Origin of the sequence: Pseudoalteromonas sp. S2755 (genome assembly GCF_005886535.1) — a bacterium.
Lineage (GTDB): Bacteria > Pseudomonadota > Gammaproteobacteria > Enterobacterales > Alteromonadaceae > Pseudoalteromonas.
Map to the genome: position 1 here is coordinate 44,714 of NZ_PNDS01000027.1, position 16,631 is coordinate 61,344.

General features: G+C 42.9%; 15 protein-coding genes. 12 read left to right on the plus strand and 3 right to left on the minus strand.

All coding sequences use genetic code 11. The features are described 5' to 3' along the window. Positions 1–237 precede the first annotated feature (237 nt). From CWC03_RS05200 to CWC03_RS05210, 3 genes are read left to right on the plus strand one after another with little or no spacing between them, the layout of a single operon-like run. The gene (locus CWC03_RS05200) at positions 238–1,584 is read left to right on the plus strand and encodes a 3-deoxy-D-manno-octulosonic acid transferase (RefSeq protein ID WP_138580850.1); all 1,347 of its coding nucleotides are present in this window, start codon (positions 238–240) and stop codon (positions 1,582–1,584) included. 2 nt (positions 1,585–1,586) lie between these two features. Then, the gene (locus tag CWC03_RS05205; RefSeq protein WP_138580851.1) at positions 1,587–2,615 is read left to right on the plus strand and encodes a glycosyltransferase family 9 protein; all 1,029 of its coding nucleotides are present in this window, start codon (positions 1,587–1,589) and stop codon (positions 2,613–2,615) included. Then, positions 2,612–3,736: a glycosyltransferase gene (locus CWC03_RS05210; RefSeq protein ID WP_138580852.1), complete on the plus strand. Its 1,125-nt coding sequence runs from the start codon at positions 2,612–2,614 to the stop codon at positions 3,734–3,736. Before CWC03_RS05205 ends, CWC03_RS05210 begins: the two co-directional genes overlap by 4 nt. Here CWC03_RS05210 and CWC03_RS05215 read toward each other — a convergent pair. After that, complete coding sequence (locus CWC03_RS05215) at positions 3,722–4,168, minus strand: REP-associated tyrosine transposase (RefSeq protein WP_138580853.1); 447 nt, start codon at positions 4,166–4,168, stop codon at positions 3,722–3,724. The two genes, CWC03_RS05210 and CWC03_RS05215, sit on opposite strands and share 15 nt — an antisense overlap. Positions 4,169–4,529: 361 nt before the next feature. Between CWC03_RS05215 and CWC03_RS05220 the strand changes: the two genes are divergently transcribed. Then, positions 4,530–4,850, plus strand: coding sequence for a DUF6482 family protein (locus tag CWC03_RS05220; protein ID WP_119232173.1), 321 nt, complete (start codon positions 4,530–4,532; stop codon positions 4,848–4,850). 64 nt (positions 4,851–4,914) lie between these two features. Here the strand turns inward: CWC03_RS05220 and CWC03_RS05225 are convergent, their stop codons facing one another. Then, complete coding sequence (locus tag CWC03_RS05225; protein ID WP_138580854.1) at positions 4,915–6,795, minus strand: PKD domain-containing protein; 1,881 nt, start codon at positions 6,793–6,795, stop codon at positions 4,915–4,917. A 149-nt stretch (positions 6,796–6,944) separates the two neighbouring features. Between CWC03_RS05225 and CWC03_RS05230 the strand changes: the two genes are divergently transcribed. The 7 genes from CWC03_RS05230 (at position 6,945) to CWC03_RS05260 (ending at position 13,916) form a co-directional block, all read left to right on the plus strand. Beyond that, complete coding sequence (locus CWC03_RS05230; RefSeq protein WP_138580855.1) at positions 6,945–7,727, plus strand: DeoR/GlpR family DNA-binding transcription regulator; 783 nt, start codon at positions 6,945–6,947, stop codon at positions 7,725–7,727. 12 nt (positions 7,728–7,739) lie between these two features. After that, positions 7,740–9,560, plus strand: coding sequence for a glutamine--fructose-6-phosphate transaminase (isomerizing) (gene glmS, locus CWC03_RS05235; RefSeq protein ID WP_138580856.1), 1,821 nt, complete (start codon positions 7,740–7,742; stop codon positions 9,558–9,560). Positions 9,561–9,729: 169 nt separating this feature from the next. Beyond that, a complete protein-coding gene (locus CWC03_RS05240) occupies positions 9,730–10,827 on the plus strand; it encodes a YiiX/YebB-like N1pC/P60 family cysteine hydrolase (protein ID WP_171040207.1) in 1,098 nt (365 codons plus the stop codon). Between the two features lie 83 nt (positions 10,828–10,910). Next, the gene (locus CWC03_RS05245; RefSeq protein WP_138580858.1) at positions 10,911–11,738 is read left to right on the plus strand and encodes a TnsA endonuclease C-terminal domain-containing protein; all 828 of its coding nucleotides are present in this window, start codon (positions 10,911–10,913) and stop codon (positions 11,736–11,738) included. Between the two features lie 4 nt (positions 11,739–11,742). Further along, positions 11,743–12,165 carry a transposase gene (locus tag CWC03_RS05250; protein WP_249313952.1) on the plus strand — a complete coding sequence of 141 codons (423 nt, stop codon included), beginning with the start codon at positions 11,743–11,745 and terminating at the stop codon, positions 12,163–12,165. Between the two features lie 159 nt (positions 12,166–12,324). Then, complete coding sequence (locus CWC03_RS05255) at positions 12,325–13,095, plus strand: HNH endonuclease (RefSeq protein ID WP_138580859.1); 771 nt, start codon at positions 12,325–12,327, stop codon at positions 13,093–13,095. Between the two features lie 434 nt (positions 13,096–13,529). Continuing rightward, positions 13,530–13,916, plus strand: a complete 387-nt coding sequence (locus tag CWC03_RS05260; RefSeq protein WP_138580860.1) for a hypothetical protein — start codon at positions 13,530–13,532, stop codon at positions 13,914–13,916. 71 nt (positions 13,917–13,987) lie between these two features. Here the strand turns inward: CWC03_RS05260 and CWC03_RS05265 are convergent, their stop codons facing one another. After that, positions 13,988–14,878, minus strand: a complete 891-nt coding sequence (locus tag CWC03_RS05265) for a hypothetical protein (protein WP_138580861.1) — start codon at positions 14,876–14,878, stop codon at positions 13,988–13,990. A 307-nt stretch (positions 14,879–15,185) separates the two neighbouring features. On the opposite strand from CWC03_RS05265, the gene CWC03_RS05270 reads away from it, so the two are divergent. After that, positions 15,186–16,487, plus strand: coding sequence for a hypothetical protein (locus tag CWC03_RS05270; protein ID WP_138580862.1), 1,302 nt, complete (start codon positions 15,186–15,188; stop codon positions 16,485–16,487). The last annotated feature ends 144 nt before the right edge of the window (positions 16,488–16,631 follow it).

Here is a 16,631-nt window from a genome sequence, read left to right on the forward strand (position 1 = left end):
TGATGTGTTCATCGCTAATGCCGGCACGACCATTTCTGGCTTTTAATCGTGTGAATATGTCGCCGCGGGCAGCAAAGCGTGCTAAGAAGTCGGCATTCGTAAGCGCTAGGTGCTAGTAAGCCTCAACTTGTCACACAATTTCTGTCAGAATCTTTACTTGGCTTACCACTGTCAATTTAGTGTCAAAAACCATAGTTACACTGGGGTTAATTCAGGCTTGAATAACAAGGTGTAGCTATGGCTAAGGTTAAGACAACCTCTCGTCTTCGTAGAAGATCAGCTAATTCACTTTGGATTGGTGTTTATAACAGTATCCTGTTGTTGTGCTTACCTTTGATTGCGCTGATCTTATTAAAAAAATGGCTACGTAAACCGGGTTATAAAAAGCACTTTTTACAGCGCTTAGGTGTCTATAATTGTAAGCGTTTACCCGCCTGTATTCATTTACATGGCGTTTCTGTCGGCGAATGCGCCGCTATTGCTAAAGTTATTCCTGAGCTGCGTAAACAGCATCCTCATTTACCCATTGTTTTTACTTGTACCACGGTTGCAGGCTCCAACTATATTGAGCGCAACTGGGGGGAGCAAGTCATTCACACTTATCTGCCACTGGACTTTCAATTGACAGTCGGTGCGTTTTTGGCGCATTTTAATCCGGTATTGACCATGTCGGTTGAGATGGAGTGGTGGCCGAATCTTATCCGTCAGTCGCGCAACCAAGGCAGTAGAGTGATGCTGGTAAATGCCCGCATGACCGACAGATCAAAAAATCGATATGCCAAAATGTTAGGTCTTTTTACCTTTATGGTGTCCAAGGTGCATAAAATCCTGCCGCAAAGCGAGCTCAGTTATCAAGCTTTTCGCGAGCTGGGTGTACCACCTGAAAAACTGATGATGTGCGGTAATATCAAGTACGATTGGCCAGAACAGAAACATGCCGCCCCAACGCAAAAACCCTCTCAGCTGACATGGATTGCAGGGAGCACGCATGACACCGAAGAAATAGCGGTGGTTGCAGCGCACAAACAGTTGTTACAGCAAAATCCTACAGCTCAGCTAATTATCGCACCGCGTCATCCTGAAAGATTTGATGAGGTATGGCAGCTGCTGCAAGCAAGTGGGCTGAGTTGTCAGCGTTACTCGCACACGCCAACACTAACGGAAAATACGCAAGTGTATCTGCTCGATACGATGGGCAAACTATTTGCGTTTTATCGTGATGCCCACGTTGCCTTTATCGGTGGCTCGTTAGTTAAGCTCGGTGGTCATAATCCTGCTGAAGCCATTGTCCAAGGGGCTGCCGTCGTAATGGGAAGTAGTCGACGAAATTGTGAAGATATATGTGCGCCGCTGAGTCAAGCTGGCGCACTTGTTGAGGGTAACGAGCCACAGCAAATAGCCAGAGAAGTCATCGGCTTTTGGCAAAATAGTGCAGCAACAGCACAACAAATACAGGTTGGGCAAGCCGCTATCGCAGCGCATAATGGCGCACTACACAAAACCACATTGCAAGTTTTATATCAGTTAAAGCAAGCGCAACGGCCAGTTCATAGTACCCGATTACATCCAATGGTGATCAGATAACAATGCAATACAGCAATATCCTTATTGTCCGACTCAGTGCTATTGGTGACATCGTGATGGCGTCAGGTCTTATTTCTGCACTAAAGGCACGTTATCCAGAAGCAAAACTGAGCTGGTTAGCAGAGCCAGCTGGCGCGACCTTGCTACAACAAAATCCATTGCTAGATGAGGTGATCCTGTGGCCTCGCAATGAGTGGCAAAAAGTGCGAAAAACACAGGGGATCATAGCGCTACTGAAGCACGTTAATAGCTTTAAAAAGCAGTTGGCTAGTCGACAATTCGACCTAGTGCTCGACGCTCAAGGACTCCTTAAAAGTGGCGTGCTAGCTTGGCTTAGCGGCGCTCAATACAAGGTTGGGATCAATAGTCGCGAAGGCAGTCAGTGGCTTATGAATAAGGTAGTGACCTCGTCTTGGTCTGCAGATATCAGCTCGGAATACAGAGCAGCAGCGAAATTTTTTGGTGCGCCTGAAACGGCGTTCCAATACTCGCTCATTGCCTCAAAAGAGACACAACAACATACAGAAGCACTGTTATTTGAGCATACTCAAGGTCAACCTTATGTGGTGTTTTGTCCGTTTACAACGAGAGCACAGAAACATTGGGTAGATGGGCATTGGCGTGAGTTGTATAAACAAGTAAAGCAGTCTATTTGTGCGCATATTATTATGTTGGGTGGACCAAGTGATATCGCTCATAGCGAGCGCTTAGAAAAACAGATGCCGGGGATCGTTAATCTAACTGGGAAAACGACATTGCTTGAGTGCAGCGAGATCATTCGGGGAGCAAAAGGTGTGATTGGCGTTGATACTGGACTGACCCACATGGCGATGGCGCATCATACTCCGGTTATTGCATTGTTTGGTTCAACCTTACCGTATGAAAACACCTTCAATCCAAAAGGTCGCGTGCTGAGCGATAAGCTTGCTTGCTCACCATGCAAACGTCGGCCAACCTGTGAGGCCCGTTTTGACTGTATGGTGGGGCTCACGCCGCAAAGAGTCTCGAACGCACTAGGAGAAGTGCTATGAAAGTTCTGCATATTGAAGCGGGTCGTCACTTATATGGCGGCGCACAACAAGTGGTGTATTTAACCCAAGCGTTGCAGCAAAAGGGCATTGAGAACGTGCTGGTTTGCCCGCCTAATAGTGAAATAATAGCAGCCGTTGATAAGCAAGTTATTGTGGAACCTGTGAAAATGGCAGGCGATCTCGATGTCATGCAATGGTTGCGTTTACGAAGGGCTATTGCCCATCATCAGCCTGATTGTGTCCATATTCACAGCCGTCGAGGAGTTGATACTTGGGGCTTACTTGCCGCGAAGTCGCTTAATGTTCCTGTTATTTTATCGAGACGAGTCGATAACACCGAGCCGCGCTGGTGGTCAAAATTAAAATACCCAGCCTACGATAAAGTTATCGCTATTTCAAAAGGGATCCGCCAAGTATTACTCTCGCAAGGTATTGCTCCTGAGCAAGTAAAGTTAGTCCACAGTGCAGTTGATACCCTGCGCTTTGCACCAAGTAGTGTGGAGCGGCAATGGCTGCTTGATGAGTTTGAGCTGCCACAAAATGCCTTGGTTGTGGCTAATTTTGCGCAACTGATAGAGCGTAAAGGGCAGGATGTGATCATGCGTGCAGCCAAGCACCTCATTGCTGAGCATCCTAACTTGCGCGTATTACTGTTTGGTCGAGGGCCAAAGCAGCAACAGTATCAGGCGCGTATAGACGAGCTGGGGCTGCAAAAAATTGTTCAGCTGGTGGGATTTCGACAAGACGTAGCACGTATTTTACCGGCGGTTGATATCGTTGCACATCCAGCATCGATGGAAGGGTTAGGTGTCGCATTATTACAAAGTAGCGCATCTGGCGTGCCTGTAGTGGGCTTTGCTGCCGGTGGTATTCCCGAAGCAGTTGCGCACAATGAAACCGGATTACTCGCTCCGGTTAGTGATCAAGCTCAGTTTACCCAAGATCTTAATCGCTTGCTTAACGACTCAATTTTACGAGAGCAAATGGGCCGTAAAGGCCGCGCTAAAATGTGCAGTGAATTTGCCATTGAGGTGATGGCGGAAGGCAACTTGTCGGTGTATCGAAGCGTGTTAACTAAGTTGGGAAGAGCGCCTTTAACTAGCGAATCACAGAAAGTGTGAGTTCCAATAAGGATACTCACCAATGTGGCTTACTAGCTTGGTTCTTAGTGGGTTTGCGGCAATATACCGGGCAGTGGTATGCCTATCTTCTGTGGTTCTGAGCTGATGATCGTAATACGCGCTTTGCCAAATTCTGTATTTTGAATCCAATTGCCTATTTAGCAGGTAAGCTGTTCTGCCTTTTAATTCTCCAACAACCTTACCAAGTTGTGTATTTCCAAGTGTTAGTAAGCCATGAAATTGATCTGGCATTAATACCCATGTTTGCCAGCGGCACTCAAACTTTTGTTCATTATGTGAGATAGATTGGCAATACAATCGTGCCAGCCGATAATCCGTAAAATAGGGCGTGCGTTTATGGCAGTTAAACGTAATGAAGTATTCCGCGTACGGGATTGATATCCTGCCTTTTCTCAGGTCATTCCAGCTCATGTGCACTCCTTGCAATTGAGAGGTGAATTTTAAAGATAATCCCTTTGATTAAATCTGTCGAGGTAAACGTTGGATGGTAGGTCGTGATTTATCACGACAACAGGTTTGCGAATGGGTAAATGATTATCCTACCGACGTAAACCTCGACCAACGTTTGGGTGGTAGGTCGTGATTTATCACGACAACAGGTTTGTGGTGGATAAATGATTATCCCGTCGAGGTCAACCTCGACCTACGGATGGATGGTAGGTCGTGATTTATCACGACAACAGGTTCGCGACAAAACATTCACGACAACCAAGGTGAACCAAACGTACATGTGGGTCGTTTAATTATTAATCGGTGAAACAAGGAGAGCATTATGCTTGCTGCCACACTCAAAGAAAAAATCGCTAATAAAGAACTCCATGCCATCGTGCTTAGCTACGCGGATTCAAATCATTACCTTGCGGGTGGTCAAGATAGTGATGGAAACTTGCATATCTTAATGCATGCCGAGGGCAAACTTACACCGTTTAACTCGCTGCGAGAGGCCGAGACAAAGCTAGCGGAGCTCGGCGCAACTCAAGCCTACCTCAGAGTAGAGTCTGCCTATGATGAAATTGGCCCTGAGGACTCTTCGGGAACGCATATCAGCAATATGGAGATCCGTCACTTAACTCCATCCGACATATCCGTTTAAACAAAAAGGCTTAAGCGCCCATTGGTGAGTGCTTAAGCCTTACAAGTTATTGAGTAGAGAGACCTTATTCTACTGAAAGTGTTATCGTTTTAGTGGCAACGGAAGCGGACTTTTCATCAACAACACTTAAACTTACTTGGTAGTCGCCTGGTGCAACAGGAGTGAATTGTAGGGTCGAGTCATGAACTGCGGTACTGTCAATCACTTTGCCTGATGGAGCAACCACCTTCCAAAAATAGGTCAAATTGCCTGCGTTGCTGTCGCTATCCATAACCGTTGGAGTTATCCAAAGCGCTGCATCTGTTTTCAGTACTCCTTGATAGTCCAGTGCCGTAATTACTGGAGCGCTATTTTGTACAGCACTTACTTTGACGAATGCCGCGACGACTAAGTCAGCCTTGCCATCAGACACAATGCATTTTAGGACATAGTTACCAGCTTCATCGAAAGTAAGAGACGCGCGATTATCAGCATTATTGACCACTGCAGTGCTATTCTCAGGCTTCGTTTCAAGTGACCAGCGATAAGTGAGCGGATCGCCGTCTTTATCTTCTGCGGATACCACAAAGACTTTGGTTTCCCCTTCCGTAGCTGTAGATATTTGTGGGCTCACAGACGCTGTGGGTCCATAGTTTTCAGGGTGGCTCTTTATCACGCCACTGGCAGTTTGGCTTAGCTCACCGTTACTTACCTCCACAAAATAACGGTAAGTCCCCTCTCCGTGAGGCATAAAAATCACCGTGTCGGTATCTTCATTCGTAACGGAATAGGTCAAACTGGCTTCAAATGGCTCAAACGTCCAACTAAAGGAGAGTGGTCTGCCACTTGTATCTCTACTTCGCTTGGCACTAAGCTCGATGGCTTCATTGATTTTGGTTGACTCTGGCGCATCGACGAATACAAGTGGTTTGTTTGCTTCGCCGAATTTTGCCGTTAAGGTGTGGGTTGCTTCACTTAAACGGCCTTGTTTGTCTTTAAGGCTAAAGCGGATCTTATATTGCCCTGCCTTATCCACTTTGAGTGAGGTGCTAAATCCGTTTGGCGTTGCCATTACCGCTTGGCTGCCAATCGGTTTGCTGTCAAAACTCCAAAGCGGTGTTACTGCACCTTGATACTGACTACCATCGCTTTTCAGCTCAACAAAAGTCATTGAGCTTAATGTAACCTCTGAAGGTGCTGCAATAGCCGCTTTAAGAGCTGGCTGGTTATCTACAACGATGACTTTTTCCGATTTGCTATGTGACGATTTACCATCATAAACGGTTAAAGTAATAGTGTATTCACCCGCAAATTTAGAGGCAAAAGAGGCAAGGTTATTGTTAGGGCTTACCAATGTGTATTCATCAACATTAGCTGGTGCAGTGACTTGCCATTTATAGCTAAGATTATCGCCGTCTGAGTCTGAGCTGTTGCTCGCATCTAACTGTAGATGCTCGTTGATGGCAATTTCCTGTTTTGTGAGTGTGAAATCAGCGACCGGAGGCGTGTTCACACTTGGTGTGGTTTTTTCTTTTACACGGATCTCAAACTGTGTTGTCGATTCGTTACTACCTGACTTGATTGTTAGCCCTACAATGTAACTACCTGCAACATCAGCGGTAAAGTGCGCTTGCTTAGCGTTGGGGTTAGAAAACTGAGCGTTACTAGCTTGGGGTTTGGCTTGCCACTGCCATGTTATTTCGGCATTTTCAGGGATCGTACTTCCCGTAGTGCTAAGCTGAATGACGTTGCCTGTCTCCCCAAAGGCACTTGCCTGAATTTTAGCGACTGGCTTAGTCGTGGTATCCGTTCCTGAATCTGTATTATCGTTATTTGAATCCGTGTTGCCGTTATTTCCATTTTTGCCGCCATCCTGGTTGACTGGTGTAGAGTCACCACCTGAACCGCCGCATCCTGCTAGGAATAGTGAACAACAAAGTATTGATGTCATTAAGTTTTTGTTCATTTAATTATCCTTTTAAGTACCTCAATCCGGAAATGTATCCCGTTGCTCATAATATTTCCAGTTAAAATTTGTTCAGTGCAAAATTTAACTTGTTTAGGTTTTGAAGTTTCGACTATAATCGCCTTAAATTTCGAAACGAAACTTATTTAATGACTAAACGAAATACTCAACAGCGCAGACATACCATTCTTTCATGGGTTAATGAATACGGTGAAGTAAGCGTAGAATCACTTGCCGCTGAGTTTGAAACGTCAGAAGTTACGATTCGTAAGGATTTAACGGCACTAGAAAAAAGTGGCCTGTTACTACGCCGCTATGGCGGTGCAATAGCCCTTCCTAAAGAGATCACCGCATCAGGTAAAGACGAGCAAGATTCAGCACGTAAAACAGCAATTGCCAAAGCCGCCGCTGAACTGATTAAAGATCACAATCGCATCATTATCGATAGTGGCAGAACCACCGAAACCTTAATCCCAGAGCTTGCGCAAAAGCGCGGTTTAGTCGTGATGACGAATGCGATGAATATTGCCAACCGCTTGTTATCGCTTGAAAATGAGCCAACGTTATTGATGACCGGCGGGACGTGGGATCCACATTCTGAATCATTTCAAGGGCAAGTAGCAGAACAAGTACTACAATCCTATGACTTTGATCAGCTTTTTATTGGTGCCGATGGCATTGATGTAGAACGTGGCACAACCACATTCAACGAATTAATTGGGCTGAGCCGTGTGATGGCAAAGTCAGCCCGTGAAGTCATTGTGATGGTCGAATCCGACAAGATTGGCCGTAAAATTCCGAATTTAGAAATACCTTGGGCACAGATCACCACTTTGATCACCGACAACAACTTGGCAGATGACCTTCGCCAAGCGATCAAAGCACGTGGCATACAGCTTATCTGTGCTGAATTACACACAACGTGCAAATAAAATGGAGAGATTATGTGTGGAATCGTAGGCGCTGTTGCTGAGCGTCCAGTAAACAAAATTCTTATCGAAGGCCTAAAACGCCTTGAATATCGTGGTTATGATTCTGCGGGCGTAGCACTTTGCGAAGGCGGCGCACTCAACAGCGTGAAAGCCGTAGGTAAAGTGGTAAACCTAGAATCTGCGCTTGAAAATGCAGAAGTAAAAGGTACTACCGGTATCGCGCATACGCGCTGGGCAACACACGGCGGCGTAACAGAGGCTAACGCGCACCCGCATATTTCTAACAGCGAAATTGCGTTAGTACACAACGGCATTATTGAAAACCATGAAGGTTTGCGCAGAGCACTCAAAGAAGACGGCTATGAGTTTTTATCTGACACTGACACCGAAGTAATGGTGCACCTGATCCATCAACTCCGACAACAGCACACTACATTACTTGCTGCTGTGCAAGCCGCGGTAAAACAGCTTGAAGGTGCATACGGTACGGTATTATTTGATAAAGCAAACCAAGATGAAATCATCGTGGCACGCTCAGGCAGCCCACTGGTGATCGGCCTTGGCCTTGGTGAAAACTTTATCGCCTCTGATCAGCTCGCGCTATTACCAGTAACCCGCAGCTTTATCTTTTTAGAAGAAGGCGATGTAGCACGCATTACTCGCGAAACGGTAGAAATCTTCGACATAAACGGCAATCCTGTAGAACGCGAAGTGGTTGAGTCTAACATCACGCAAGATGCGTCGGGCAAAGGTGAATATCGCCACTACATGCTAAAAGAAATCTACGAGCAGCCAATGGCAGTACGTAATACACTTGAAGGCCGTTTAGACAACGATCGCGTCAGTATCGACGCATTTGGCGACAAAGCTAATGAAATCTTTAAAGATGTAAAACACGTTCAGATCATCGCATGTGGTACGTCTTACCACTCAGGCATGGTGGCGCGCTACTGGCTAGAGCAATTTGCAGGCGTAAGCTGTAATGTTGAAATCGCCTCAGAGTTTCGCTACCGCGACTCATTTGTTCACGAAAACAGCCTATTGGTAACCATTTCACAATCAGGCGAAACCGCAGACACGCTCGCGGCACTGCGTCTTGCCAAAGAGCAAGGCTATATGGCGTCAATGACCATCTGTAACGTACCAGGCTCATCACTTGTACGTGAGTCAGATCTTGCCTTTATGACCAAAGCAGGCGCAGAAATCGGTGTGGCATCAACTAAAGCCTTTACGACTCAATTAGTTGGCTTATTGATGCTAACGGCATCGATCGCGCAGGAAAAAGGCCGTGATCAAAGTGCAATCGTCAACGCCATTAAAACCCTGCCAACCAAGCTTGAAGAAACTCTAACGATGGCTGACGGCATTGAGCTACTTGCAGAAGAATTTGCCGACAAACATCACTCATTGTTCTTAGGTCGTGGCTCACAATACCCAATCGCAATGGAAGGCGCACTTAAGCTTAAAGAAATCTCTTACATCCACGCCGAAGCCTATGCGGCAGGCGAGCTAAAACACGGCCCGCTCGCGCTTATCGACGCAGACATGCCTATCATCGTCGTTGCACCAAACAACGAGCTGCTTGAAAAGCTCAAATCAAACGTTGAAGAAGTACGCGCACGCGGCGGTATCATCTACGTATTCGCGGACAAAGACTCAAACTTTGCCTCAGACGACACCATGCGAGTAATGAACGTCAACCACGTAGAAAACATCATCGCCCCAGTGGTTTACACCATCCCACTACAGCTACTTTCATACTATGTAGCCGTGATCAAAGGCACCGATGTTGACCAACCGAGAAACCTCGCAAAGAGTGTAACGGTAGAATAAGAAAAGGCGCGCAAGCGCCTTTGTTGTGGGTGAACAATAAAGTTTCACCCCATACAATAAAGTATCATCCCAAACAATAAAGTTTCATACTGCAAGCCCTCTTATGCTGACTTTTTTATTTAAATAAGCCATTATCATAGTACTCTCGTTTGAAAACGGAAATATGGATATGGGCCAGATTACTTATCTCTTAGATAAGGATAAACTGAGAATTGGAGATATCATTCTTTCTTCTGAAAAGACATTTACAAGTTCCGGTATAAGGTTAATGACTTTAGGCCGATATTCACATGCTGCACTATATGTTGGTGGGACGACAATAGAAGCAACATTAAGTGGCGTTTTTTCAAAGAGTATACAGCGACTTCCATTTTTCAAAGAAAATCAAGTTGCAGTTTTTAGATATAAAGAACCATTGTCTGATGATTTATTGTACAAGGTTTGTGATTACGCTCGTTCTCAAGTTGGCAGTCTATATGCGCTACCAGAAGCTGTAAGTATGAAGGCTCTCAGAGCGTGTAAAGTTAAGGAGACAAAAAAGCAATTTTGTTCAAGGTTGGTAGCTAAAGCATATGATAACGCAGGTATTTACTTAGGTAATTTGCGTTATCCAGCATACTGCACCCCAAAACAATTGGGGTTATGTAGCGTTTTTGAACAAGTCCATGATGTTTTAAAAATTGCATCAGAAAGAGAAATAGAATTTGCAAACAGTTCTGACCCGAATGTTGCGCATCAATTACAAACATATAAATGGTTAGGGCTGACACGGGACCTAATTGAATCATTGCCAAACAGGAAGTCTTCTGAAATTAATACCATCAACGATGTAAATGAGTTGTTGGAAAAGTATCCTGACTTAGATAGGGATATCTCAAATTTTGTGAAAACGTCCGGCTATTTAGAGCATTATTTGTTTGACTCCAAAGTTAATCCTCATAGGTATAAAACTGAAGTTATGAAGCAATATTTGCTTAAATTTAAAGATCCTGTTGAATTCCTTTGTAGTGAGCTAGAGAAAGAAACTGAGTTATTTAGGGTCTATTTGAGTAACTTACATGGTTACTATGCTTATTATAAAAATTTCCCTCTGGAATTTTTTAGCTTACATGTCTGTCTGTATTTGAATTTGATGCAAACCATACACACAAGAATAAAAGTTATAAAGAATAGTTTGATAAGTTTAGGTGAGGTAGATTTAGCACGTGAATTAGCAACTTTAGAAACATTCTGTAGTAATGCGATTAATGCTTATACAGTAGATTGAAAGTTCTTAGTTAAATAAAGGAACTTGAAACTAGAGCTTAATATCGACTATGCTGAAATTTCAATCAGTTATAGCGGTATATTATGTCTAGGAAGATTGGCCATACTGAGGCGCAATATCGTAAGTGGATTAAAGAGGGGCGCGGTACTGGCGAGTATCAGGATTACAAGTCTTGGTTAACGGTGTACGATGCACCATCCGATGGCCGTGTACATCGAGTTTTTGGTTATAAGTCCAAACGAACCCACCATTTATTATCCGATCTTGAACTATCCATGTTCTATTTGCTCGAGTGGCGGCAAGATGTGCTGCAAGTCAAAGAGCAGTTTCCGCTAGAGCGCGAGATAACATTAGAGCTAGCTGAATCTGCTGCTATCAAACACCCAAATGTTCGGGGCGTTGACCAATACCTATCAAGTGACTTTCTTGTTGAAACAACATCGCAAGATCTCCCCTATTTTGCGCTACAAGCCAAATATGTCAGCGCTTTGGAAGAGCAGCGAAAAATAGAGATACTTGAACTCGAGAAACGCTTTTGGCATGAAAAGCAGATCCCTTGGCAAATAGTCACTGAGCAAGAGATCCCAAAAGTTGTTAAAGTGAATGTTGAGTGGATTTACCCATTGCAAGGTGAACATGAAGAAGCCTCAGACTTCGCCATTGAGCAAGCCAGATTCTATGCCGATTACTTTGCAAAACACCCAACCAAAACCCTTATAAACGCCTGCAAAGAGATAGATACCGCCTATGGGCTAGACTTAGGAGAGTCGTTGTTTGAGATAAGAGCTTTGCTGGCTGACCGTTACTTTACCTTTGATATTTTTACGCCAGTTCAAAAGCTACAAGTTGGTCATCTTAAACTAGGTAACGTTGAGCAAATTCAGGAGGTATTTCGTTTTTCAAATCAATGAAGTATTGCAATACGAACAAACCTTGTATCGCATTTTAATGGTATTTGATTATTACGTGCTTTGGATAAAGGTGCACGATGACAAAGCCTTTCCTGAACTTGTTGAAATAACTGAGTTAGAACAGGGTTTTCAAGATGAAGTGCTCAAACGTGCAGCCGACCCATATAGCGACATTGCTACTGTAATTCCAGAGCCAGGTTCTACCGCTCAGTTAAAACGTGATGAAAACTATGCCGCAATCAGGCCATTGGTAGAGCTTGAGAACTGCTATGAACCGAAAGCGCGTGGCAAAGTGGTTAATCAAATAATGACTGAGACGGGCAAAACCAAACAGTCTATTTATCGTTTTGCTCGCAGATACTGGCAACGTGGCCAGATCCCCAACGCATTATTACCCGATTATAAAAACTCAGGAGCCAAGAATTAGTGGTAGGTGTCATTGGCTTCTTTCTTCATCTGTTAGCATTAGACTGGGCATTTGGGGGAGTTGTTTGTTTTTTGGCTGAAGTATTATAGCCAACCCAAATGCAGTTTGCTTTTATACTGTAAAGATAAACGCGTTCTAACTAAACACAAGGAAAAGGATATGGAAGAAACTGTTTTAGGACTTGGCAAAGAAATATGTGAAGCATTTATTTGTGGTGCTTGGCGCTGTATACCAGTGGAAAGTCTGCGGCATTATGAACGTAAGGAAAAAGTAGTGTATCGCTGTCACATATGTCGACACCGTATCGTGCTGATGCGAGCAAGCAAAGATCCCGCTCATTTTGAGCATCGGCCAGGAAATCCAAACTGCCTCCTAGCATACGACAAGCTAGATCCTAATAAAAATAGGGCCCCTCTCACAATAGTGTCTGTAACAGATGAGCAAATAGAGAAAAGTTATGAGTTTGAAGAATTGCTTCAGTTTACTCATAGTGTGATAGGTCCATTGAGTTTGTTGGCTGATATTTATGATGTTAACCGTTCTAGTGTTAAAGAAACACTACGCAAGCAATTGATTGATGCTCGGTGCGGGCAAGGACAATTCAGAAAATCATTAATATCATATTGGAAAAAGTGCGCTGTAAGCGGTGCCGATAAGACTGAGTTATTAATTGCTTCACATATTAAACCTTGGACTGTTTCCGATAACAAAGAAAGACTCGATTTGTTTAATGGCCTGTTGCTGACACCTAATTTAGATAAGGCATTTGATCAGGGATTAATAAGTTTTAACAATAATGGGCTGATTTTGATTTCAAGTAAATTTGAGCCTTCTACAGCTTTTGGAATTACTAAAGGTCAATCATTAAAGATTGAAAAACAGCATTTACCATACCTGCAATTCCACAGAGAAAATGTATTTAAAACGTGAATTGATCTAGAAACAATAGAGCCAAGTCGGAACTATTCAACTTTACAGCAGGGCTGAATGCCCTCACAACGTATTTTGCTCTACAAGGATGATAAACAACGCTAACACCCACTATTATTTGTTCACGTCGGTTAACCCGAACTTAGGTTGGTGAGCTCACACTAACCTTATTGACTATCTGTGGTAGCCGTTTTCTTCTAGAGTTTCGATTATATCGGCAACGGGGAATACTGTGCCCCGGGCTATTAATGCGGTAATGCTGTCTGCTTATGCTTGTTCAAATTGAATCTTAAACTAACTACGCAGCGTGTTAAAAAATATTTAAACTTGTTTTGTTTTATTTAGAATTGTTGTGTGTTAGGTTTGCAATGCCTTAAATTTCAAGGGCTTTTCTAATAAATGAACTTAATAAATGTATAAAGGAATAATATACAATGAAAGTATTGAACAAAGTTTTGGGTGCAACCGTTTTAGCGCTAGGTGTATCTGCAGGGTCGGCTTCTGCTGCTGAGGTAAAAATCACAGAAGTAGATTATGGTAGTGTGATCATCCAAACTGCTGATGTTGTGTTAAACCATAGCCAAGCAGGCACTTTCTCTATGAATGTGAGCGAAAACCATTTAACTGTTAATGCTCAAGACTCTAATGGACGTAAGTTCCGCTGCGTAATGAATGGCACTGTAAGCTACAGCGATCCTACTATTCTTGAAAGAGTAACGAACATCGCAGCGACTATCTCTGAAGGCGACAGAGTACAATTTGAGGTGCAAAAAAATGTATTACCTCAAGTTTGTCATGTTAAAAAAATGCTAAGCTTCTAAGCTTGGCTATTTTGCAATGGAAAGTGTGCGCACCTTCCATTGCTTTAGGTACTTCTATTTAGCTAGCTTGACTACGCAGTGATAAAAGCTTGGGCAAGATCATGGTGACCATCTCTTTCTAAGCAATCGATAACTTGTTGTTCTACTTGAGTAACTAAGTTGCTGCGCTTTAGTTCGATAAAGGCATCGGTAAAACTGTCTTTATATTCTTCCCAGCCGCCACAATATGCATTGGCTTCACCGAAAATGGACTTAAATTGATAGGTGATAAGAAAGTACTCCCCCGATTCTTGCCATTCTGTTGTGGATTCGATTACTTGGCGACCATTCGCTTTCTTCACAAACAAGCGAAACAGTTCAGGTTTGAGAAAGTAGCCGTAGTGGCAGGTATCTAAACACGCAGTATAGTCGTTTTCGGTTAGCTGACTTAAATCGAGTTCTGGGTCTTTAAGTAACTTTTCTAAACAATTCGCGCCATATTCACACTTATCAAGGCGACAAACAACTTCGCACATCAGTGCAAAGTTGTCTGTGACAGACATTTTGCCTGCTTTGCGCAGCTCCACAAAAGAGGGGGCTACGATGCGCTCAAAAAACTCAATATCGAACTCTGAGCGATTCGCCGTCATTTCCATCAAAAAGTAGTCGGCGAATGGAAAACCAATACCAAGTTCGAGGCAATGACGACAGGCCGTTTTGATATCGTTTGGGTGGTGATGATCAACTAATTCTCCCATACAAATATCGAGCTCTATCGCACTCAACTCATCACCCATCAAGTAGGCATACTGAATCACTTGTGCTTTCGTGAGTGCTGCGGTGACATCCAAATAACTTTCAAACAGGGCTTCCGATAAGGTTTCTACCTTTGCCTTATCTTGTCGAGATAAAGCTTGTTTTAAGGCATCGAGGTGAGTTGGAGTGACCTCGTTATACCAACCTCCAAAATAGAATTGCGTCATATTTGTTTTCCTTAATTACTCATCAGTATTGTCGTGTCAGTGTGGTTGGTTGCTGTGGCTTATAGAGGGGGTCTATAGCGCTCTTCGACTTATGAAGACATGAATAATCGAAGATATAAAGCTGAAAACTGATCTGGTTAAGCATTCAATCAGCGAGAGCACAGTTCGTAAAAACGTCATGTTTTAAATATCAGAAAAGGTCCTTAGATAGTAAATAAAGATCAATTAAATTACGATTGATTTCACTATTTTACACTTGTTTATTTTTTGTACTATTTTTATCTTTCATCACTATGAAGGATAAAACATGAAAACGCTTATAGCCATATCAACAATCTCGCTAATTCTATTCAGTAATATATCACAGGCCAAGGATCCGGTGAGGAAAACAGATGTAATAACAGACAAAGGAAAGCAAAAGGTATCAGTGATTGATGAGAGTAATACTCCTGTAGAGTTAGATCAATCAGATAGAAATGCTATTACTACCTACGAGTGGATATTAAATATAGCCTCTGTTTCAAATATACCTGATGAGTTGGTTACTCAGAGCGCTGAATTTGTGAATTACTTATTGCTGAAAAAGACAATAGATACGGATCTACTTTATAATTATGTTTTGACTTTAGATGCCAACCTAAGTCAATTACCAGATAAGAAATTTGTTAGTAGAATGAGAGAGCTGACGTCTGATCTGCGTGCAAGTAGCTATGCCGACGAAATTCATTATAACACTAATCTCAGTTATCAATTAAGAACGAGGATGCCAATAATAGTAAAGGCTAGCTTATTGCTGAATGATACAAGCGCATCAGATGAACAGTTAAATTACAGAAAAGAGGATTTTGAAAAGGAACTACGTTTGTTTACTGATAAATACATTAGTACAAGCCGGTTTAAAGCAGGCCTAGGCTTTTCATATGCGTATACTCCTAAAATTAACTACCGCGCTAATAATGTGCTTGATTTATCACCTTTCACCCCAGATGCTATTGGTGGAGTAAATAAAGCTAGCTTTACTCAAAGTTTTGCAAACTCTAGCTTTCCAAGCTTTGAAGTTGCGGCGAAAATGCCATGGGTTGAGTTAGGCATTAGTGTTCCTGTATCTAGCGAAGACTCATCAATAACTACTCCGGTCCAGTTTGTAAAACTAGATGACATAAGTGACAGAGAGGCTGCTTTTAGAACCACCTTAGAATCAACAATAAAAATGGAATATGACTTCTCTTTTAGGCTACCGTTGCTAGGGGGATATAAAAAACTAAGGTTTTCGAATCCAAGAAATAGCCAAATGGATTGGGGACTGTTGTTGGGTTTAACTGGATTTAAAATAGAGGATGAGTTCACTACCGATTTGCGTTTTCGCACAGATAACACACCTTTTAATGAACTCAGCGCAGGAACTTCGTTCTCAACATCAAGAAGCCTTAACTTTCAAACAATATATTATGGTGCTTACTATGAATTTGAATTTGTAGATGAGCTATATATGACTATAGATGTAAAATGGCATAAGAATCAAAGTGAAGGTGATAATCAAATTGACGTTGACGGGTTTACCACCTCTTTGCGCATCATATACGCACCAACTATTGATTTTATTAATTAATCTGAAGGCTGGGTCAGAAATGAGCTAAAAGGGTTGCATTTAGGGTGAGTCCTAAATGCAACTTTAGTAGTTCCGGAAGTAGTAACTGGAAAAGCAGTATTTATTCGCTGTTTATGCTTAAACAAGGCTTTCAGTTTACTCTAT